This window comes from Streptosporangium sp. NPDC023615 (assembly GCF_040640155.1).
Taxonomy (GTDB): domain Bacteria; phylum Actinomycetota; class Actinomycetes; order Streptosporangiales; family Streptosporangiaceae; genus Streptosporangium.
Genome location: NZ_JBFABE010000084.1, coordinates 1 through 21,045 on the forward strand (window position 1 = coordinate 1; position 21,045 = coordinate 21,045).

General features: G+C 72.5%; 16 protein-coding genes. 6 read left to right on the forward strand and 10 right to left on the reverse strand.

Going from position 1 to position 21,045, the window contains the following annotated elements:
• Positions 1-236: 236 nt before the first annotated feature.
• Positions 237-890 (forward strand): TetR/AcrR family transcriptional regulator, encoded by a 654-nt coding sequence (locus AB0G16_RS34710; protein WP_362814635.1) that lies wholly within the window; start codon positions 237-239, stop codon positions 888-890.
• A 49-nt stretch (positions 891-939) separates the two neighbouring features.
• Here AB0G16_RS34710 and AB0G16_RS34715 read toward each other — a convergent pair whose 3' ends face one another.
• The 7 genes from AB0G16_RS34715 to AB0G16_RS34745 form a co-directional block, all read right to left on the reverse strand.
• Positions 940-1,209 (reverse strand): hypothetical protein, encoded by a 270-nt coding sequence (locus tag AB0G16_RS34715; protein ID WP_362814637.1) that lies wholly within the window; start codon positions 1,207-1,209, stop codon positions 940-942.
• 206 nt (positions 1,210-1,415) lie between these two features.
• A complete protein-coding gene (locus AB0G16_RS34720) occupies positions 1,416-2,441 on the reverse strand; it encodes a phosphotransferase family protein (protein ID WP_362814639.1) in 1,026 nt (341 codons plus the stop codon).
• Between the two features lie 139 nt (positions 2,442-2,580).
• Complete coding sequence (locus AB0G16_RS34725) at positions 2,581-4,398, reverse strand: acyclic terpene utilization AtuA family protein (protein WP_362814641.1); 1,818 nt, start codon at positions 4,396-4,398, stop codon at positions 2,581-2,583.
• Positions 4,398-5,186, reverse strand: a complete 789-nt coding sequence (locus AB0G16_RS34730; RefSeq protein WP_362814643.1) for an enoyl-CoA hydratase-related protein — start codon at positions 5,184-5,186, stop codon at positions 4,398-4,400. Before AB0G16_RS34730 ends, AB0G16_RS34725 begins: the two co-directional genes overlap by 1 nt.
• A 65-nt stretch (positions 5,187-5,251) precedes the next feature.
• Positions 5,252-7,513 (reverse strand): biotin carboxylase N-terminal domain-containing protein, encoded by a 2,262-nt coding sequence (locus tag AB0G16_RS34735; RefSeq protein ID WP_362814691.1) that lies wholly within the window; start codon positions 7,511-7,513, stop codon positions 5,252-5,254.
• Positions 7,514-7,563: 50 nt separating this feature from the next.
• Positions 7,564-9,147, reverse strand: coding sequence for a carboxyl transferase domain-containing protein (locus AB0G16_RS34740; protein WP_362814645.1), 1,584 nt, complete (start codon positions 9,145-9,147; stop codon positions 7,564-7,566).
• Complete coding sequence (locus AB0G16_RS34745) at positions 9,144-9,899, reverse strand: TetR/AcrR family transcriptional regulator (protein WP_362814647.1); 756 nt, start codon at positions 9,897-9,899, stop codon at positions 9,144-9,146. Before AB0G16_RS34745 ends, AB0G16_RS34740 begins: the two co-directional genes overlap by 4 nt.
• A gap of 88 nt (positions 9,900-9,987) precedes the next feature.
• On the opposite strand from AB0G16_RS34745, the gene AB0G16_RS34750 reads away from it, so the two are divergent.
• Complete coding sequence (locus AB0G16_RS34750) at positions 9,988-10,206, forward strand: hypothetical protein (protein ID WP_362814649.1); 219 nt, start codon at positions 9,988-9,990, stop codon at positions 10,204-10,206.
• Positions 10,207-10,315: 109 nt separating this feature from the next.
• Here the strand turns inward: AB0G16_RS34750 and AB0G16_RS34755 are convergent, their stop codons facing one another.
• Complete coding sequence (locus AB0G16_RS34755; RefSeq protein ID WP_362814651.1) at positions 10,316-11,578, reverse strand: 5'-nucleotidase; 1,263 nt, start codon at positions 11,576-11,578, stop codon at positions 10,316-10,318.
• 1,265 nt (positions 11,579-12,843) lie between these two features.
• Between AB0G16_RS34755 and AB0G16_RS34760 the strand changes: the two genes are divergently transcribed.
• A complete protein-coding gene (locus AB0G16_RS34760; RefSeq protein WP_362814653.1) occupies positions 12,844-13,110 on the forward strand; it encodes a hypothetical protein in 267 nt (88 codons plus the stop codon).
• 112 nt (positions 13,111-13,222) lie between these two features.
• On the opposite strand, the gene AB0G16_RS34765 is transcribed toward AB0G16_RS34760, so the two are convergent.
• Positions 13,223-15,049, reverse strand: coding sequence for a protein kinase (locus AB0G16_RS34765; RefSeq protein WP_362814655.1), 1,827 nt, complete (start codon positions 15,047-15,049; stop codon positions 13,223-13,225).
• 229 nt (positions 15,050-15,278) lie between these two features.
• Positions 15,279-16,640 carry an FAD-linked oxidase C-terminal domain-containing protein gene (locus AB0G16_RS34770; protein WP_362814657.1) on the reverse strand — a complete coding sequence of 454 codons (1,362 nt, stop codon included), beginning with the start codon at positions 16,638-16,640 and terminating at the stop codon, positions 15,279-15,281.
• Positions 16,641-16,883: 243 nt separating this feature from the next.
• Here AB0G16_RS34770 and AB0G16_RS34775 point away from each other — a divergent pair, with 243 nt between their 5' ends.
• From AB0G16_RS34775 to AB0G16_RS34785, 3 genes are all read left to right on the forward strand, one after another.
• Positions 16,884-19,664: an immune inhibitor A domain-containing protein gene (locus AB0G16_RS34775; RefSeq protein ID WP_362814660.1), complete on the forward strand. Its 2,781-nt coding sequence runs from the start codon at positions 16,884-16,886 to the stop codon at positions 19,662-19,664.
• Positions 19,665-19,762: 98 nt separating this feature from the next.
• Positions 19,763-20,701, forward strand: a complete 939-nt coding sequence (locus tag AB0G16_RS34780) for a YegS/Rv2252/BmrU family lipid kinase (RefSeq protein WP_362814662.1) — start codon at positions 19,763-19,765, stop codon at positions 20,699-20,701.
• Positions 20,702-20,814: 113 nt separating this feature from the next.
• The gene (locus tag AB0G16_RS34785; protein ID WP_362814664.1) at positions 20,815-20,973 is read left to right on the forward strand and encodes a hypothetical protein; all 159 of its coding nucleotides are present in this window, start codon (positions 20,815-20,817) and stop codon (positions 20,971-20,973) included.
• Positions 20,974-21,045: the final 72 nt, after the last annotated feature.

Here is a 21,045-nt window from a genome sequence, read left to right on the forward strand (position 1 = left end):
CGCCAGCTGGGCGGCACGGCGGTGGAACGGATGGCAGCGCAGCAGGACGACGGCCGCGGGTTCCCGGCCCGCGGCCTTCTCGTCGTCGACCGGTGACGACGCCCCTCTCCGGCCGCCGGTCGCCTCCCGGGCGCGTGGTGGCCGGAAGCGGTCGCCTGTGGCAAGGCGAAACGGTTGACTGATCAGCCAATCAGTAGTAGTGGGGGAGGGCGGTGCCGCTGCTGTAGTCTTGCGCCGTGCACAGCGGAGCAGGAGCGCGCAGCAGCCGCGCCGACCAGGCCGACCAACGGCGCGCGGAGCTCCTCGAGGCGGCCAGGCGGGTCGTGCTGGAGCGCGGGCTGGCCAGCACCCGGGTCGCCGACATCGCCAGGGCGACGAACGTGAGCGGCGGGCTGATCCACTACCACTTCGCCACCAAGGACGACCTCATCACCGAGATGCTCCGCAGCACCAGCGACTCCGAGGTGCAGCGGCTGAGGGAGATCGTGGCCGAGCCCGGCACCGCCGTCCAGCGTCTCGACCGCGTCCTGCGCTTCTACATCCCGGCCTCCCGCTCCGACCAGAGCTGGATCCTCTGGCTGGACGCCTGGGCCGTCGGGGTGCGCGAGGAGCACGTCCGCACCATCCTGCTGGAGCTGGAGGGCTCCTGGATCGAGATCCTCGGCCAGGTGATCTCCGAGGGCGTGACGTCGGGCGAGTTCACCTGCGAGGATCCGGTGGGCTCGGCCGAGCGGATCGACGGCATGCTCGACGGTCTCGTGGTCCGCTACACCCTGCACACCGGGAACATGTCCCGCGGCCGGTTGCTCCACCACGCCCGGGTCGCCGCCGCCCGGGAGGTCGGTCTCGACCTGTCGGCCTTCTCCGCCGAACCCGCCGAGGCGCCGTAGGGCGCCCACGGGTGGCCCGACGGCCGGATCGGTGGCCGGACCCGGTGGGTCACACCCGGGGGGCGGGCATGGCCGCGAGGAGGAAGGCCAGCCGGGCCGCGGCGCCGTCGATGTTCTCGCTGCTGCCGAGCCGGTATCCCCACGAGGTGATGAATCCCCCGTCGGGGGAGCAGGTCACGGTCTCGGCCAGGGTGCTGCTGAAACGGTTGCGGACGTAGACGTACGCGGGGTCGCCGAAGGAGATGCGACGGACCGACAGGTCGGCGTGCTGCCGTATCGCCACAACGAACCGTTCCAGACAGGACAGCGTGTCCAGCATCGTGCGTCACCTCCGTCTCGACAGAGAATTGCATGATCTTGGGATGCTTATCAAGCGATTGCGGTTTTAACGGGCGTTCGTATGGACAGATCAGTATTTCGGCCTCGCCCCGGAAGGCCGCCCCGCCGGGCCCCGGAACGTCCGCGCGCCACCCCCGGGGACGCCCGCGCGTAGCCTCCGGCCGGGCGTACGGTCGCGTGAAGGTCTCACATGAACGTCCGGGCGCGGGCGAACAGGTTCAGGGTGGTCGCGTGGAGCAGGTCCCCGATCTCCCGGGGGGCCTTGCCCGCGCAGGCGCGGGCGTGCGTGCCCTCCAGGACGATGCCCAGCTTGAAGCAGGCCATCACCGCGTACCAGTCGGCGGCCGACAGGTCGCGGTCGGACAGGGCGGCGTAGCAGTCGACGAGCTCCGCGGTCGTGGCCAGCCCGGTGACACCGCCGGAGATCACGCCCACCCCGTCCGGGGACGGCCAGGTCGCCAGCAGCCAGCCCAGGTCGAGCAGCGGGTCGCCGACCGTGCACATCTCCCAGTCGACGATCGCGGCCACGCGCGGGCCGTCCAGGGCGAACATGAGGTTGGCCAGGTGGTAGTCGCCGTGCATGATCCCCGGAACGAACTCCGCGGGCCGGTTGCGCTCCAGCCAGGCGGCCGTCTCCTCCAGACCGGGGATGTCGGGCCCCGGGTACCCGGCCAGCGCGCCGTACCCGTCCAGCTCACCCATCCAGCGCGGCACCTGCCGCTCCAGGAATCCCTCGGGGCGGCCGAAGCCGTCGAGCGCGCCGTGGTCGGCCCGGCCGAGCTCGGCCAGTGCCGAGGCCGCCTCCAGCCCCATCCGGTGCCGGATGGCGGGGTCGCTCGCGTGCGGCTCGGGCAGCCCGACCGTCGGGTTGAACCCCTCGACCGGCTCCATCAGGTAGAAGACCGCGCCCATGACGCTCTCGTCGACGCAGGCCGCCACCAGGCGCGGCGCGGCCACCGGGGTGTCGCGCAGGACCGCGAGCACCCTCGCCTCCCGGCGGAGCACCTCGTTGCTCCTGGCGCGCGGGTGCAGCGGCGGCCTGCGCAGCACGTACGACGCGCCGCCGCGCTCGAAGCGAACCATCACGTTCTGCGTCCCGCCGGCCACCGGCGCGACGTGCTCGAACGGCCCGCCGGGCAGCCCCTGGTCGTCCATCCACGCACCGAGCACGTCGAAGTCGATCGCGGTGACGTCGATGTGCGCGGCCGTCATGCGCCCCCCTGTACCGAATGATGTTCTGGCTGGGGTGAATCTATGATTCCCGCCCCCGACGGTCAATAGCCGCCGTTCCCGGCACTCGCCCCAGGACCGGTCCCGGCGGGCCGACCGGCACGATCCCGGACGGGGAAATTCACAGCAGGTGACGCGGGACGTCGGTGAGCGCGGCGCGCAGCTCCTCGCCGAGGGCCTTGGCCTGGGCGTCGAGACGGGGACTGGCGGCCACGCCCCGGCCCAGCAGGCCGTGCACGACGAAGTTGAGGGCGAGCAGGTTGGGCAGCTCGAAACGTTCGATCCTCAGCCCGGCGGTGGACGGCAGCAGCTCCGCCAGGCGCCCGCTCGTCAGGTGGCCCCTCAGCCAGTCGAACCGCTCGGCCGTGCCGACCCAGACGCCCAGGTTGGCGTTGCCGCCCTTGTCGCCGGAACGGGCACCCGCGATCGTGCCCAGCGCCACCCGCGCGCTCCGAGCGCCGTGACCGGAGCCGTCGCCGGGACCGTCGCCGGGGCCATGGTCGGGCCCGTCGTCGGCTGTGTCGCCGGGGACGATCCCGTGGGCGTCACCGTGGGCGTCACCGTGTCCGTGACCGGCGTCGTCCCCGGGCGCGACGCCGGTGCCGTCTCCGGTGTCGTGTCCGGTCCCGTGCCCGGCGTTCCCCACGGGCCCGGCCGGCGCGTCGGGGAGCTCACGTCCGTCGAGCAGGACACGGGCCCGTACCGTCTCCGCGGGGACCAGCGTCGGCCAGTAGACCCCGTACGGCGAGGCGTCGCCGGGCGGGGTGAGACCGTAGAAACCGGGATAGCTCGCCAGGCCGGTCTCGACCACCGCCGAGGAGAAGGCGCGCCCGGCCCTGCGCCGGTCGGCGTCCATCACGGTGATCCGCAGCAGGGCCGTCCCGGCGAGCGGGGTCAGCTCCACGTGGACCTCGTCGAACGACTCCCTCGGCACCCGCGACCAGATGGCCTCCTCGGCCAGGCGGGCCTTGGCCTCGATGTCCAGGCCGGTCAGGACGAGCGTCATCGTGTTGCGGTAGCCCGCCAGGTAGTTGACGGCGACCTTGAGCGTGTCCGGAGGGGCCTCGCCGCGCACCCCCGAGACGCGGACCCGGTCCGGTCCCCGCTGCTCCAGCCGGATCGTGTCGAACCGGGCGACCACGTCCGGGCCGAGGTAGCGGGGCGAGCCGATCTCGTACAGCAACTGCGCGGTGACCGTGCCCACCGAGACCAGCCCGCCGGTGCCCGGGTGCTTGGTGACCACGCACGACCCGTCGGCCTCCAGCTCCACCAGGGGGAACCCGCAGCGCGCCAGGTCCGGCACCTCCCCGAAGAACGCGTAGTTGCCGCCGGTCGCCTGGCAACCGCACTCGATGACGTGCCCGGCGACCACGGAACCGGCCAGCGCGTCGAGGTCGCCGGGCCCCCAGCCGTACCGCCAGATCCCCGGCCCGGTGACCAGGGCGGCGTCCGTGACGCGGCCGGTCACCACCACGTCCGCCCCGGCCGACAGGGCGGCGGCGATCGGGCGGCCCCCCAGGTAGGCGTTGGCGGTCAGCGCGGGGGCGGGCAGCGGCTCGCCGGTGTCGGCGTTCGGCGCGCCCGCCAGATCGCGGCCGGTCAGGTCGTCACCGGTGACGCAGGCGACCCGCGCCGGAAGCCCGAGGCGCCCGGCCAGCTCGCGCACGGCCTCGGCGCATCCGACCGGGTCCAGCCCGCCCGCGTTGGAGACGACCTTCACGCCCCGCTCCAGGCACGTCCCGAGGACCTCCTCAAGCTGCGTCAGGAAGGTCGTCGCGTAGCCGGGGCGGCCCTTGGCCCGGTTCCCGGCCAGGATCAGCATGGTCAGCTCGGCGAGCCAGTCGCCGGTGAGCACGTCGATCGGGCCGCCCTCGACCATCTCCCTGGCGGCCGAGAGCCGGTCGCCGTAGAAACCGGAGCAGTTGGCGACGCGCAGCATCAGACCGCCGCCTCCGGGGGCACCCAGGAGGCGGGCCGCTTCTCCATGAAGGCGGCGATGCCCTCCTGCCCCTCGGCGGAGGTGAAGCGCCGGGCCGACAACTCGGCCATCTGGCGCATGCCCTCCTCGACGCTCAGCGTCGGCACGGTCCGCACGAGCTGCTTGGTCAGGGCCAGCGCCTCGGGGCCGCCGCGCAGCAGCATGCCGGTGTAGTGGGCGACCGTGGCGTCCAGCTCCTCCTCGGGCACGGCCCGGGTGATCAGCCCGATCTCCGCGGCGCGGGCGGCGTCGAAGGTCTCGCCGGTGAGCAGGTACTCGGCGGCGGCGCGCGGGTCGAGCCGCCGCAGCACGGTCACCGAGATCATCGCGGGCACCACGCCCAGCCGCACCTCGCTGAACGCGAACGACGCCGAGGCGGGGGCGATCGCGAAGTCGCAGGCCGCCACCAGGCCCAGCCCGCCGGCCCGCGCGGTGCCGTTCATCCTGCACACGACCGGCTTGGGGCTCTCCCAGATCAGGTGCATGATCTCCGGGAACGACGCGGTCACCGGCGCCTCGTGGGCCGCGCCCGGCGCGATCCGCTGCTCCTTGAGGTCGGCGCCGGCGCAGAACACCGGCCCGGTGGCGGTCAGCACGATCACCCGGACGCTCTCCGAGGCCAGCGCCCACTCCAGGCGCTCCTCCAGGTCGCCCAGCAGACGCACCGACAGGGCGTTGCGGTTGCGGGGGGAGTCGAGGGTGATCGTCGCCACCCCTCCGGACTCCTCCGCGTGCACCAGACGATCCACCGGCCAACCTCCATCGGTTCTCATTCCGCTCCTCTCCGCGAAGGGCCGCGGCCCGGCAGGAGGGGTCACGCCCGCTCCTCGATCACGGCCAGTACCGCCCCGGCCTCGACCTGGCGTCCTGGCGTCACGTTAACCGCCGCCACCGTACCCGGCGCGGGCGCGGTGATCCGGTGCTCCATCTTCATCGCCTCCAGCACCACGACCGTCTGCCCGGCGCCGACCGCCTCGCCGGGGCCGACGTCGACCCGCAGCACCGTACCTGGCATGGGAGCGGTCAGGGAGCCGGGGGGGAGGTGGTCCACGGGTTCGGGCAGGCGCTCCAGCGGGGTGAGCCGCACCGCCCCGAGAGGGGAGTCCACGTACGTCGTCCCTGTCGTCCCCGCCGCCCCCGTCGTCCCCGCCGGTCCTGTCGCTCCCGCCGGTCCTGTGGTCCTCGGCGGGCCGTCGTAGCGCGCCACCTCGAACCGGTGCCGTACGCCCCGGGTCTCCAGCACGACCAGCGAGGGGGTCGCGCTCACCAGGACCGTGCTCGGGAAGCCCTCGGCCCGCAGGCCGTCCCTGGTGATCCGGTACGCGATCTCGGCCTCGGCGAAGAGCGCCCGCTGCGGCTGCGACACCACGTTGCGCCACCCGCCCGGCAGCCCCGCCTGCACGGTCGCCGCCTCCCGGTTGGCCGCGGCCCGCGCGAGCGCGGCGGCGAGGGCGGACAGCCGCACGACCTCCTGGCCGCTCGGCGGGCCGTGACCGGCGGCGTTCCCCGGATCGTGCGCCGTGCCGTCGGTGCCGTCGGTGCCGTCGTCCGCGGTGTTCCCGGTGTTCGCGGTGTTCCCGGTGTCCTCCGCAGGACCGTCCCCGGTATCCGCCACGGGACCGCCCGCCGGGTCACCGGGGGAGTCGTTCGCCGGACCGCCCAGGCCGTGCTCCTGGAGGAAACCGGTGTGCGTCTCACCGGCCAGGAACGCCGGATGGCGCAGCACCGCCACCAGCAGGTCCCGGTTGGTGACCGGACCGTGGATCCGCGCGCCGGCCAGCGCGGCGGCGAGCCTGCGCACGGCGTCGTCGCGGCCGGCCCCGTACGCGATCACCTTGGCGAGCATCGGGTCGTAGTGCACGCCGATCTCCGAGCCGTCCTCGACCCCGGAGTCCAGCCGGAGCCCGTACCGCCCGCCCGGCACGGGAGCGAGGCGGGAGTCGACGCCGGGCACGGCGAGGCGGTGCAGGGTGCCGCTCTGCGGGAGCCAGCCCCGGGCCGGGTCCTCGGCGTACAGGCGCACCTCCACGGCGTGCCCGGAGGGCTCGGGCGGCGAGCCGGGAAGCCGCGCGCCCTCGGCGACGCGGAGCTGCCACTCCACCAGGTCGATCCCGTACACGCACTCGGTCACCGGGTGCTCCACCTGCAGGCGGGTGTTCATCTCCAGGAAGGCGATGGTGTCGCCCGTGTCGCCGGTGTCGCCCGCGACCAGGAACTCGACGGTCCCGGCGCCCACGTACCCGATGGTCCGCGCGGCGGTGACGGCCGCGTCGAACAGCCGCGCCCGCGTCTCCGGGGAGATCGCCGGGGACGGCGTCTCCTCGACCACCTTCTGGTGCCGCCGCTGGATCGAGCACTCCCGCTCGCCCAGCGTCCACACCGTCCCGTGCGCGTCTGCCAGGATCTGCACCTCGATGTGCCGGGCCCCCTCCAGCAGGGGTTCGACGAACACGGTGCCGTCCCCGAACGCCGCCAGTGCCTCCCCGCGGGCCGACTCGACGGCCTCGGGCAGGTCGTCGGTCAGGCGCACCACGCGCATCCCGCGCCCGCCGCCCCCGGCCGACGCCTTCACCAGCAGCGGCACGGACCATCCGGACGCGGAGCCGCCCATCCGGGTGAACACCACGTCCAGGTCCCGCTCCAGGTCGTCCATGCGGTAGCCGGGACCGGCGGTGAAGCCGGGCAGCACCGGCACGCCCGCCCCGGCCATCAGCGCCTTGGCCTCGATCTTGGAGCCCATCGCGGCGACGGCCGCCGCGGGCGGGCCGACCCAGGTCAGTCCCGCCTCCGGCACGGCCCGCGCGAAGGCGGCGTTCTCCGACAGGAAGCCGTAGCCGGGGTGGACGGCGTCCGCCCCCGACCTGCGGGCCGCGTCGACGATCCTCTCCGCGGACAGGTAGCTCTCGGACGGCCTGGCGCCGCCGAGCCGTACCGCGTGGTCGGCCTCGGCCACGTGCGGCGCGCCGGCGTCCGCGTCGGAGAAGACCGCGACGGTCTCGATGCCGAGGTCGCGGCAGGTACGGAAGACGCGGCGGGCGATCTCGCCCCGGTTGGCGACGAGCAGGCGGCCGATCACCGTGGCGGGCACGTTCGCCGGTGTGTTCGCGGGCACGGTCATGGTCACGGTCACATCCGGAAGACGCCGAAGCCCGAGGGCTCCGGGACGGGGGCGTTGTTGACGGCCGACAGGCACAGGCCCAGGACCGTCCTGGTGTCGCGCGGGTCGATCACGCCGTCGTCGTAGAGGCGGCCGGACAGGAAGAACGGCAGCGACTCGGCCTCGATCTGCGCCTCCACGAGCTGCCGCATCGCCGCGTCGCCCTCCTCGTCGTAGACCTGCCCGCGGGCCTGCGCGGCGGCCCTGCCCACGATGGACAGCACCCCGGCGAGCTGGGCGGGCCCCATGACGGCGGACTTCGCGCTGGGCCAGGTGAACAGGAATCGGGGGCCGTAGGCCCGGCCGCACATGCCGTAGTTGCCCGCGCCGTACGAGGCGCCCATGACGATCGTGATGTGCGGGACGGTCGAGTTGGACACCGCGTTGATCATCATGGCGCCGTGCTTGATGATGCCGCCCTGCTCGTACTCCTTGCCGACCATGTAGCCGGTGGTGTTCTGCAGGAAGACCAGCGGCGTCCGGGTCCGGTTGGCGAGCTGGATGAACTGCGCGGCCTTCTGGGCCTCCTCGCTGAACAGCACGCCCCGGGCGTTGGCCAGGACGCCGACCGGGTAGCCGTGCAGGCGGGCCCAGCCGGTCACCAGACTCCCGCCGTACAGCGGCTTGAACTCGTCGAAGTCGCCGCCGTCCACGATCCGGGCGATCACCTGGCGCGGGTCGAACGGGATCTTCAGGTCCTCGGGAACGATGCCCAGCAGCTCGTCCTCGTCGTGCAGCGGGTCACGCACCGGCCCGGGGGAGACGCCGAGCCGGGAGTGGTTCAGGCTCCTGACGATCCGCCGCCCGATCCGCAGGGCGTCGTGCTCGTCGGCCGCCAGGTGGTCGGCCAGGCCGCTGACGCGGGCGTGCATCTCGGCGCCGCCCAGCGACTCGTCGTCGGCGTCCTCGCCGGTGGCCATCTTGACCAGCGGCGGCCCGCCGAGGAAGACCTTCGCGCGCTCCCTGACCATGACCACGTGGTCGCTCATGCCGGGCACGTACGCCCCGCCGGCCGTGGAGTTGCCGAAGACCAGGGCGATCGTGGGGATGCCGGCCGCCGACAGGCGCGTCAGGTCGCGGAAGATCCGGCCGCCCGGGATGAAGATCTCCTTCTGGGTCGGCAGGTCGGCCCCGCCCGACTCCACCAGGTTGATCAGCGGCAGCCGGTTCTCGAAGGAGATGTCGGCGGCCCTGAGCGTCTTGCGCAGCGTCCACGGGTTGGACGCGCCGCCCCGCACCGTCGGGTCGTTGGCGACGATCACGCACTCGACGCCCTCCACCACCCCGATCCCGGTGACCACGCTCGCTCCGACCGGGAAGTCGCTGCCCCAGCCGGCCAGCGGCGACAGCTCCAGGAAGGCCGAGTCGGGATCGACGAGCAGCTCGATCCGCTCCCTGGCCAGGAGCTTGCCCCGGGCACGGTGCCGGTCGGCGTACTTGGGGCCGCCGCCCGCCACGGCCTTGGCGTGCTCGGCGTCGAGCTCGGCCAGCCTGGCGAGCATCGCCTCGCGCCGTGCCCGGTACTCGCCGGCCGGGATGTCCGGCAGGGTCATGGCCGCGCCTCCTCCGTCATCGGTGATGTCGTCGTTGACGTCGCCGTCAGGTTCCCCGTGCGGCCCGTGGCCCGGCCCGCACCGGGGGCCGTGCCCGTGCCCGTGTCCGTGTCCGTGTCCGGGGCCGCGGCCCGTCCCCCCGGAGCGGGCGTCAGGCCGATGGCGCGTGCCCAGAGCGTGGAGAGCAGGGCGACCGCGGTCTCCTCGTCGGCGCGCTCGCCGAGGTCCAGCCAGACGTGGGCGAAGTGCTCGACCATCCCGCCGAGCATCACCGCGGTCAGCCTCGGGTCCAGCGACGGGTCGGCCAGGCCCTGCTCCTGCAGGCGCCGCAGTCCCTCGGCGCCCCGCCGCACGAAGACCTCGCGCAGTTCGAGCAGCAGGTCGCGGAAGCCCTCGTCGGTGATCGCGACCTGCTCCAGCATCCGCACCAGCCGCGAGTTGGAGGACCAGGCGCGCAGGTAGAGCAGGTTCGCGGCCTCGATACGGGCGTAGGGGTCGTCCCCGGTGGCGGGCCCGACCAGGCTGGCGGTGAACATCTCGCCCACCACGGCGGCCGCGACCTCGCGGAACAGCTCCTCGCGCGATCCGAAGTAGGTGTAGAAGGTGCCGTGCGAGACCCCGGCGCGCGCGCAGACGTCGTCGACGCGCACCGCGTCGTAGCCGCGTTCCTCGAACGCCTCCCGTCCGGCCAGCACGAGCGCGGCCCGGGTGCGACGGCCCCGGCCGCCCAGCGCCTCAGACTTGACGATCACGTCAGTTACGATAACCGACCGGTGAGATCATCGGGGAAATTTCCCAGGACACACGTATACGGCACTCGATGCCGGGAAGCGGCAGTGCATGAACGACAAGCCTGAGGAAGCATCGAACACGTCCGCGAACGACTCCTACGCCGCCGGTCTCCCCATGGGCATCGCCGTGGGCCTCGCCATCGGCACCGCCCTGGGGATCGCCCTCGACAACCTGGCCCTGGGCATCGGCGTGGGCATGGCCATCGGCGCCGGACTGGGGGCGGCCTTCATGGGATGGGGCGCGGACAAGAAGAAGAAGGAAGGGTGAAGGGGCCGTCCGCCGGCACCGGTCGCCGGGCGGAAGGTGTTCCACCCGGCGACCGTCCCGACGAGCCGGCCCGCGGACGTCCTGTCCGGCCCCGCGGGCCGCAGGCGGCCTAGCGGACGGTGACCCGGTCACCCCTCGGAGCGTGAACCGGCGAGTGGTTGGCGATGTACGACGCCAGCGCCGCCTCGTCGTCCGGTCCGCCGTGGTAGACGCCGAGGCTCCCGCGCCACGCCGGGAAGCCCTCCTGGCCACCCGACAGGTACCAGTTGGCCGCGATCTTGAGTACCTGCTTGTCGGTCACCGGGACGCCGTTCAGCGTGAGTTCGGTGACCACCCCGCCCTTCAGCGTGTAGCGGAGCGCGGACGAGGGCGTCAGCACCCCGATCTCCGGGGTCGCGTGCCCGAGCAGCGTCTTGAGCTGCGCGCCGGTCATCGAGTGCACGTCGATGACCTTCCTTCCGGGGGTGAGGCCGTGCAGGTCCTCGACGGTCACGGGACCGGCCTTCAGGCTGAAGCGGGGCGCGCTCATCGAGCGCTTGCTGACCAGGGCGAACTGCGCGCCGGAGACGGCCTGGACCGCCTCCCACTGGGAGTCGGCCATAAGTTCGGCCAGCGGGCCGCCCCTGTCGGTCGGCTTGACGTCCTCGGCCATGACGCCGAACCTCACGCCGGAGAGCCGCGGCTCGCACTTGAAGTAGTGGAAGACGTTGGACCTGAGGCCGTCCGGCTGGTCGATCTCGATCCGGGCCGAGCTCTCGCCCGACTCGTGGTCCCAGGTGAACGTGTCCAGCACGGTGGTGAAGACGGCCCCGTGGTCGGCCGGCACGTTGACGGTCCTCCACTCCGGGGCGCCGACCAGGCGGTACCGGAAGGTCTGCGCGCCGGCGGGGAGACCCTCGAAGTAGCCGTGAAGCCTGAAGTTCACCGGGCACTTCGACGGGTCGGTCCGCTCAAGGGCGATGGAGGCCTTGCGCACGGTGTTCCGGGCGGGGTCGTCGTCCTGCCCGGCGGGCGGCGGGGTGGCCCCGGTGTCGGGCTTGCCGGCCTCCGGCCTGTCGGCCTCCGGCGCGCGGGCCTCCCCGGCGGAGACGGCCACGCTGTTCCACACATCACCCGTGCTCTCGCCGGCACCGGTGCAGGTGACGGCGAACGAGGCCTTCCCGGAGGTCTTCCTCACCGGGCCGGCCAGGCGGACCGCACCCCAGCCACGGGCGTCACCGGTGACCTTGAGCGCGGTGGAGAGCCGGACGGTCCTGAGGCCCTTGCCGCCGACGCGGTAGGTCCTGGTGCCGCTCCTGTCCCCGTCACTGAAGGTCCACGCGTACCTCAACGCCACCGGAGCCTTGACCCTCACCGTGGTGGACAGCGTCACGGTCTTCGGGCAGGCGCCGTCATGCGTCTTCGGCGAGGCGGAGACCTTACCGAAAACAACGGGGGCGGGGGCCGCCTGCGCCCCCGATGTGAAAACGCCGGAGACAAGGGCGACAACGGCCACCAGTCCGCCGATCCGGCGTGCGGCCACGTTCGACAATTTCACAGGATTCCTCTCATTCGATCTTGGCCGGTGAATCCTGGCAGGTCTTTGTGACCGAAGGGTAACGATCCCGCTCTCACTCTTTTTTCCTGAATGCGAGAGAGGGACTCGGCCGACGGGTCTCGCGCCCCTTTCCTCCCCGTCGCCCTGCTCCACCGGGTGGCCCGGCCGGGAGAAGGGCCCCCGGACGCGGTCGCCGGGCCTCTCGCGCCCCGGCCGACCGTCTTGATTCGAGCCACACCGCATCGGGAGGAACGCCCATATCGCGGCATCCACGCCGGGACATTCGGAACGCGGGGATGAAAGCCCCCGTGGCCCGGCGATGAATGGCCACCCGGGGGACATCCTGTGGGCGCCGGTCCGGCGCGGGAATGGCGTACGGTGAAAAAGCGAAAATGCCGGAACCGGTTACAGCCCGAACACGAGAACGTCGCCCGGTGACTTTCCGGGCGGATCGCCGCTCCGGTGAGGACGCGCGGGGAACACGCGGGCGGTCCGCGTATGCCGGAGTACGGCTCTGGCGCACTCCGGTCTGCGTGGGGTCGCCTTGATCGGCCCCCAAGCCCTCGTCCTTCGCAAGCCCTCGTCCTTCGCGGGAGGGCCGGCACCTCCTGCCGTGTCCCGCCGCAGGTCCCGAAGCGGAAGTCCGTCACGTCATCGTCGAACCACCGCGAAACGCCGGAGACTGTCGGTGCCCGCGGGCGCGGAGGCAATGGCAAAGGGCGGTATACCGTAAAGACGAGCACCACGTTCACGGCCGCGGGAGTCGCTCCCGAGCGGCTCTCGCGACCCGCCGGCTCTTCCGCCGGCGGGCCGCCCTGAAAGCCGGTCAGGGCGATGACGACACGCCACCGTGATGGGGCGGCACCTCCGGGAGAGGCATGACCACAGCACGGCGGGGGAGACCCACGTCACGGCCGGCGAGACTCCGCACGCTGGCGGGCCTGACCGCGACGTTGGTCGTGCTGTCCGGGTGCGGAGAGGGAGCTTCGTGCAAGCCGTGCCCGGGGAACAGGGTGCAGCTCACCGTGCACCACTCGATGATGGGATCCGCCCGTACATACGAGCTGTGCGACGCACGTGACCTCTGTCGGGAAGGGGTATTGGTCATTCCGGGAGCGACCGGGTCCCCCACCCCCGCCGTCGAGGTCGGCACCACGGCCGGATCCCAGCTTCCGATCGCCGACGTCGACCTTCCAGGAGACGCCGTCGACTACTCGCGCGTACCCGTGCACGTCATCGTCAAGGACGGAAAGGGGCGGGTCGTCGGCCGCGGGAGGGCCACCTTCCCTCGATATGAGCCGGTCGAGGCCGAGCAGTGCTTCTGCTACGACGCGTTCGTGCAGGTGGACGTCCGTCCCGGTTCGTGACGCTCGACGCGGTCCTGCTGCTGTCGGTCGCCGCCGTACTCGCCATGGGCCGTGCTCGGGCATGGGCGGACGCGCGTGACGCCTGATACGGATCGCGCGGACCGCCGGGTGCTCAGCCGCAGTGGCCCCAGCCGCTCCTCCAGGACAGCGAGCCGTACGAGCCGCCCCACATGACGCACTTCTTGGCGGCCGGGAGGCGTACCGGGCCCGCGTAGGCGGTGAACCTGCCGGGATCGCCCCTGCCGGGGCCGCCCTTCACGCGGAGCGTCGCGTTCATCGCCACCTTGCCGGGGACCACGTACCTCGACATGGTCACGACGCAGTTCCGGCCCGCGGCGGTGTTGTGGAGCAGGTAGACGGTGGCGGCGCCGCCCAGCGCGTGGGAGCCGACCACCCGGTAACCGCCGCCGCACAGGCCGGTCGCCCTGTACGGGTTGAGCCTGCGCGGGGTGGGCTTCGGACTCGGCTTGGCGGTGGGCCTGGTCGTCGGTTTGGTCGTCGGTTTGGCCGTGGGCCTGGTCGTGGGCCTGGTGGTCGGTCCGGCGGTGGGTTTCACCGTCGGCCCGCCCGTGGGCCGGGTGGTGGGGGTGACGGTCGGCCCGGGGGTGGGCCTCGCCGTCGGTCCCGGGGCGGGCGTGGTGGCCGGTCCGCCCGACGGGCCGGGGGCCGGTGAGCCGCCGGGGGTCCCGCTCGGCCGTGCCGAGCCCGCCGGTTCCGCGGACGGCCCGGTGCCGGCCGGGGTGACGGAGGGGGAGGGGGCGGTGCCGGACTCCCGTCCCGCGACGTCCGCCCATCGGCCCGCGTCGGGCCGCAGCGACGGCTGCGCGGCGTGCCGGGCCGGACGGGGCGGGGCCACGGTGACCGCTCCGTCCTCGGCGGGGGCGGGGGGTTCCTGCCCGGCCCCGGACGGGCCGGGTGGGGCGGTCGCCCGGCCCGTGCCGGTCTGTGTCGCGGCGGGGACCGCCCCCCGTGCCGTGGTCGTCTCCTCGGCCCGGAGGAGCACCGCGGTCCCGGTGGCCGTGCCGAGCGCGGCCACCACCGCCACCCCGGCGAGCAGGAGGCCCATCGGCCGGCGCGGCCGCTCCACCCGCTCCGGCGCGGGTTCCCCGCCGCCGGGCTCCTCCCCCCGGGTCTCGCCCGCGCCGGTCAGGCGGCCGACCAGGTACTCGGCGTCGGGACGCAGGGCCGGGTCCTTGGACAGGCAGGCCGCGACCAGGTCGCGCAGCGGCCCCTCCAGGGCACCCAGCTCGGGCTCGGCGTTGAGGATGCGGTTGATCACGACGGCGATGGAGTCCTGGCCGAACGCGGGCCTGCCGGTCGCGGCGAAGACCATCGTGACACCCCAGGCGAACACGTCGGCCGCGGCCGTCACCTCGCCCGTCCCGAGCTGCTCGGGCGCGAGGTAGGACGGGGTCCCCATGGTCACCCCGGTCGCGGTCGTCCCCGGGGAGTCCAGCGCCCTGGCGATACCGAAGTCGATCACCACCGGGCCCTCCGGCCCCATCAGCACGTTGGCCGGCTTGAAGTCGCGGTGCAGGATGCCCGCGCGGTGGATCGCGGCCAGCGCGGTGGCGGTGCTGACGGCGAGCCGTTCCAGGGAGGCGCCGCGCCGGGGGCCCTCCCGCTCGACCAGAAGGCGCAGGGAGGGGCCGGGAACGTACTCGCTCACGATGTACGGACGGCTGCCGGCCAGGTCGGCGTGCAGGACCGGGGCGGTGCAGAACGGCGCCACCCTGCGCGCGACCGAGACCTCGCGCAGGAAGCGGGCCCTGGCCTCGGGGTCGCCGGCCGCCCCGTGGTGCAGCAACTTGACGGCGACCTGCTCGCCCTGCGGCCCCCGGCCCAGGTAGACGGTCCCCTGGCTGCCGGTCCCGAGCCTGCCGAGCACCTCGAACGCGCCCAGGTGACGCGGGTCCTCCGGGGTGAGCGGCTCCGCCATGATGCCCCCTGACAAACCCCACGAATGGAGCGCGAACGGAATACGTGGTGAAGAACGCTACCAGCGGGGGCGACGGTGCGGATCTCCGACGACCCCGCCGGGGATCGGGGGCACGGGACCGGTCCTGCTCCGACGAGGGCCGGTCCCGACCGGCCCGGCCGTGACGCGGGGCCGGTCCCGGACGGCCTCGCCGTGACGCGGGCCGGGCCTCAGACGGCCTCAGGTGGCCTCAGATGGCCTTGCCGGGGTTGAGGATGCCGAGCGGGTCGAAGACCGCCTTGATCCCGTGGTGGATCTCCTCGGTGACCGGGCCGGTCTCCAGCGCCAGCCAGCGCCGCTTCAGCAGCCCGACGCCGTGCTCGCCGGTGAGCGTGCCGCCCATCCGCAGGGTCTCCCTGAAGACCGCGTCGGCCGCCGCCCACACCTCGGGCGGGGGCTCGGTCAGGGAGCGGTCGAAGACGAAGACCGGGTGCAGGTTCCCGTCCCCGGCGTGGGCGACCGTGGCGATCAGCACCTCGTGCGCGGCCGCGATCTCCTCGATCTTCTCGATCATGTAGGGCAGCGCGGAGCGCGGCACGCACACGTCCTCCACCAGGCACGTGCCCAGCCGCTCCTTGGCCTCATAGGCCATCCGCCGGACCGCGATCAGCTCCTCGGCCTCCTGCGGGGACGACGACACCGCGACGAAGGCGGCGCCGTTCGCGGTGCAGAGCCCGGCCATGCGCTCGGCGACGGCGGGGCCGTCCACCGCGTCCGACTGGCCGATCAGCATCGCCCGCGTCGACTCCTCCAGGCCGATGTTGCGCCAGTCGTCGATGGCCTTGAGCGTGGTGCGGTCCAGCATCTCCATCAGGGACGGCTGGCAGCCGTCCGCGATGATCGCCGAGACGGCGGCCGCGGCGTCCCTGAGCGAGCCGAACTCGGCCGCGATCGTCGCCGGATGGACCGACGGCGCCCTGCGCAGCCGGACCGTGGCCGCCGTGATCACCCCCAGCGTCCCCTCGGAGCCGACGAACAGGCCGGTCAGGTCGTACCCGGTCACGCCCTTGACGGTGCGCCTGCCGGTGTTGATCACTCGTCCGTCCGCGAGCACGACCTCCAGTCCCAGGACCGAGTCGCGGGTCACGCCGTACTTCACGCAGCGCAGCCCGCCCGCGTTGGTGGCCAGGTTGCCGCCGATGGTGGAGATCTCGTACGAGGACGGGTCGGGGGCGTACATCAGCCCGTGCTCACGCGCGGCCCGGTCCAGGTCGGCGGTGATGACGCCCGGCTCCACCACGGCGATCTCGTCGGCGGGGGAGAGCTCCCTGACGGCCGTCATCCGGTGCAGCGCCAGCACGACGCAGCCCTCGACGGCGGTGGCCCCCCCGGCCAGGCCGGTCCCGGCCCCCCGGGGCACCACCGGGACGCGGTGCGCGGTGGCCCAGGCCATCACGGCGACCACGTCGTCACGGGTCTGCGCCAATACCACGGCCAGCGGCCTGCCCGGTTCGAGGAAGGTCCGGTCGCGGGCGTAGGAGTCGGTCACGTCGGGGTCGGTCAGCACCTTCTCCGGGGTGAGCGCGGCGACGAGTTCGGAGATAGCGGTCACAGCTTGGACTGTACGGCCCGCGCCCGGAGGACCGTCCCGCGCCCCCGTCCGCCACGCCCGGCCAGGTCAACCGGAAAGTCCGCCATTTAGGACGAAAGCGGGCTTTATTGCAGTTTTACAACATCATGCATTCGCTTGACTCTTTCTTTACTTTCTCGTCTAACGTCCCGGTTCGGCGCGCTTCATTCCGCGCGCCGGAGAAGTCCGTGCCCGGCGAACCCGTGGCACAGGGAGGGGACGACGTTGTCCGGCAGAGTCAGCAGGGGAGGCGCTCGCAGGCGCCTTCTCGCGATCGTTCCCGTGGTCGGCCTGGCCGTCACGGGACTGGCCGTGGGCGGTGCCTCGGCCAACAGTGACGACTCGGTCGCGCGGTACCAGCCGACCGCGGCCGACTACTACATCAACTACGCGCCGCCCAGGGACGAGCCCGAGGTCCACGACCCGGCCGTGCCGTCGGCCAAGGCGCGCAGGGGCGGCAAGGCCAGGCAGATCGACCGCAAGTACTCCGAGGGCAACCCCGCCGCCGCGCGCGTGCTGGCCTCCCGGGAGGCCGAGGCGATCAGGACCGGGCGCAACCCCATCGACTTCATCTTCAAGAAGTCCAAGACCGTCAGGACGGCCAAGCTCCTGACCCTGCTGGTCGAGTTCAACGACAAGGCCAACGACGACTTCTCCGGCTTCTCCCGCCCGCTGGACGTCAACAGCGAGGACCCGGCCGAGTGCGTCACCGAGCCGCCGGGCACGCTGCTCAACGGCCCCCTGCACAACAAGATCCCCAACCCGGCCACGCTGGCGCACAAGGACAACAACAGCTTCTGGGTGCCCGACTTCAGCCCCGAGCACTTCAACAAGATGCTCTACACCAAGGAGGGCATCACCCAGCGGGTCCGCACCGACCTGACCGACCCCCGGGACGGCAAAAAGGGCATCGACATCTCCCGTCACACCATGAAGAACATGTACGAGGAGATGTCCAAGGGCGCCTACACCGTCACCGGGCAGGCCAGCCCGTGGATCAAGGTGCCGCACTCCGAGGCCTACTACGGCGCCCGCGCCTGCGGCCAGCCCGTGCAGGACATGAGCGGCCACCCGAGCAACCCGCGCGGCGCCGGCCAGCTCGCCATCGACGCGGTGAACACCCTGGTCGCCACCGACCCGAGCTTCCCCTGGGCCGACTACGACGTCGAGGACGTGGCCGACTCCGACGGTGACGGCAACCTCGCCGAGCCCGACGGCGTCGTCGACCACCTGGTCCTGGTCCACGCCGGCAAGGACAAGTCCTCCGACGGCGGCGCCGAGGGCACGTACGCGATCTGGGCCCACTCCAGCGCGGTGGCCGGCGGCTACCAGGTGCCCGGCAAGAACGTGAAGATCTCCAACTACATCGTGCAGCCCGAGGACTCCGGCGTCGGCGTCTTCGCCCACGAGTACGGCCACGACCTGGGCCTGCCGGACCTCTACGACACCAGCGGCCAGGCGTCCTCCGCCGTGGACTTCTGGGACCTGATGTCCAGCGGCTCGCACAGCGGCCCGATCTTCCAGTCGATGCCCACCCACATGGGCATCTGGGACAAGTGGATCCTGGGCTGGGCCGACCCCGAGGTCTTCAACCCCGGTGACCGCGCACGCCCGGTCCCGATCGGCCAGGCCTCGCGCACGCCCAAGCTCACCGAGGACGGCGTCCGGATCAACCTGGCCAGCGCCCCGCTGAGCATGGTCGAGCCGCACAGCGGCACCAAGGCGTGGTGGTCCAACCTCGACCAGGAGTGGGCCGACGTCAAGCTCACCCGCGACGTCCAGGTGCCCGCCGGGTCCGACGTGAAGTTCTGGGTCTGGAACAACTACGAGATCGAGCAGGACTGGGACTTCGGCTTCATCGAGGTCTCCACCGACGGCGGCGCCACCTGGACCCAGCAGAAGGTCTACACCGAAGGCGGTGCCCTGGTCTCCACCGACGACGACTACGCCGACCCCAACAAGAACCTCGCCACCTTCGGCAACAAGAAGTACGGCCTCACCGGCACCACCGACGGCTGGCGGCACGACTACGTCGACCTCACCCCGTTCGCCGGCACGGCCGTCAAGCTCCGCCTGACCTACGACACCGACGCCGCCTTCTCCCCGCGCGGCTGGCACGCCGACGACTTCTCGGTCACCAACGGCACCCAGACCGTGTGGAGCGACGACGTCGAGGGCGGCGCCAACGGCTGGACCGCGACCGGCGGCACCTTCACCAACACCCACGGCCAGGGCTGGACGATCAACGACGGCAAGCGCGAGATCTCCCGCTTCTACCTGGCCGAGTGGCGCAACCTCGACGGGTTCGACAAGGGCCTGCAGTACACCTACAGCACCAACTACTCGCGTGAGGGCGCGTGGAAGGTGGAGAAGGTCAAGTACAACGCCCCCGGCCTGCTCGTCTGGTACCGCGACTCGACCTACACCAACAACTCGCTGGCCAACAACCTGGAGCTGCCGCCCAGCATCGGCTCCAAGGGCAGCCTGATCCTCGTCGACTCCCACTTCGACCCGCTCCGGCGGACCGGCACCGCGGCCGAGAAGGACCCCACCACCCTGAAGAACATGCAGGGACGCGTGCAGACCTCCAACGCCGCCTTCTCCTTCGCCAAGACGTACCCGTTCACCGAGTGCTTCGAGGCGCCCGAGGAGCCGTTCAGCGAGTACTGCACCAAGACGGGCGCGCTGCGCGGCGTGCCGGAGTTCACCGACGCCAAGACCTGGTACCCCGGGTTCGAGGCGCGCGGCACCAGCCTGTTCTACCGCGACTTCGACGCCTCGGTGGTCGTCCCCTCCAAGGGCGACCAGATCTACAGCACCCGCGTGGTCAACGAGAACGGCACCCCGGCCACCGAGCTGTACGGCACCGACATGGGCAACGGCCACGTGCTCGGCTCCGGCAACCCCGGTGACGAGGGCAAGGCGCTGGGAGTGAAGATCAAGCTCCTCACCCCGTTCCCCGGCAACCTCGGCGCGATCGTCCAGGTGACCCCGCCGAAGAAGTGATCCCCTGACCCCCTGAGCACCCCCCAGGAGGGCCCCGCCGTCGCCGACGGCGGGGCCCTACCATGTTGACGGGCACGACCCGATCGAATAGGGGCAGCGTGGGAGAGCTTCGAAGCAAGGCCGAGCACACCGAGGCCATCAGGACCCGGGGCAGGATCTGCGTGGTCGTCAACACGCGCTCGCGCCGCGGCCGGCGCCGCTACCCCGAGGTGGTCCGCCTGCTGCGGGCCGCCGGGTTCGACCCGATCCGGCTCTTCCCCGTGGTCGACCCGAAACGCCTGCGCGCCACCCTGGAGGAGGCCCTGGCCGCCGGACCCGACCTGCTCGTGGTGGGCGGCGGGGACGGCACGCTCAGCGCCGCCGTCAAGCACGTCGCCCACCGCGACGTGGCCCTCGGCGTGCTGCCCCTGGGCACCACCAACAACTTCGTCCGCAGCCTGGGCGTCCCGCTCGACCTTCCCGGGGCGATCCGGGTGCTGCGCACCGGCAAGGTCGCCGACATCGACCTGGGCGTCGCCGGGGACCGCGAGTTCGCCAACCTGGCCAGCTTCGGGGTCTCGGTGGAGGTGGCCGGCACGGTGAGCAACACGGTGAAGCGCCTGCTGGGCCGCGTGGCCTACCCGCTCACCGCGCTGACCGTCCTGCCGGGCCACCGGCCCTTCCGGGCCTTCCTGACCGTGGACGGCCGCCGCCACGAGCTGCTCACCCACCAGCTCAACATCGCCAACGGCCGCTTCCACGGCGGCTGGCAGGTCGCCAGGGACATCAGCATCGACAACGGCCGCCTGGTCGCCTACCAGCTCGGCTCGGGCAAGCGGCTGCGCCTGGTGGTGGAGACCCTGCTGCGCGGCGCCGGCGGCCGCTGGCGGAGCCTGGCGGGCGGCCCCTTCGTGGTGGGGCGCGAGATGCACCTGGAGACCGATCCGCCGATGGCGGCCGACATCGACGGCGAGGTCCGCCTGATGACGCCGATCACGATCCGCACCGTCCCCAACGGCCTGCGGGTGATGGTCCCGGAGGGGTTCGTCGACTCCTGAGCGGCCCATCGGGGCGGCCCCGGAACGGTGTGACGGCACGGCGCCGCGGGCCGCCGCTGATTGGAGGCGGTGTTCCCGGGTAGTGGACCGGTCTCACGAGAGGGAGGGACACCATGGCTTCGATCATCGCTCGCGTCAAGAATTACCTGCGCACCCCGCAGGGGCAGCGGAACATGGAGAAGGCCAAGACGATGGCCCGCGACCCGCGCAACCAGCAGAGGATCCGCGGGCTCCTCAGCCGTTTCCGCGGCGGCTCCACCCACCACCGCTGATCGTCGTCCGGCGCCCCGCCGGGCCCGTCCAGGGCCGGGCGGAGCCTCGACGCGTCCCGGCGGTCCGCGGTC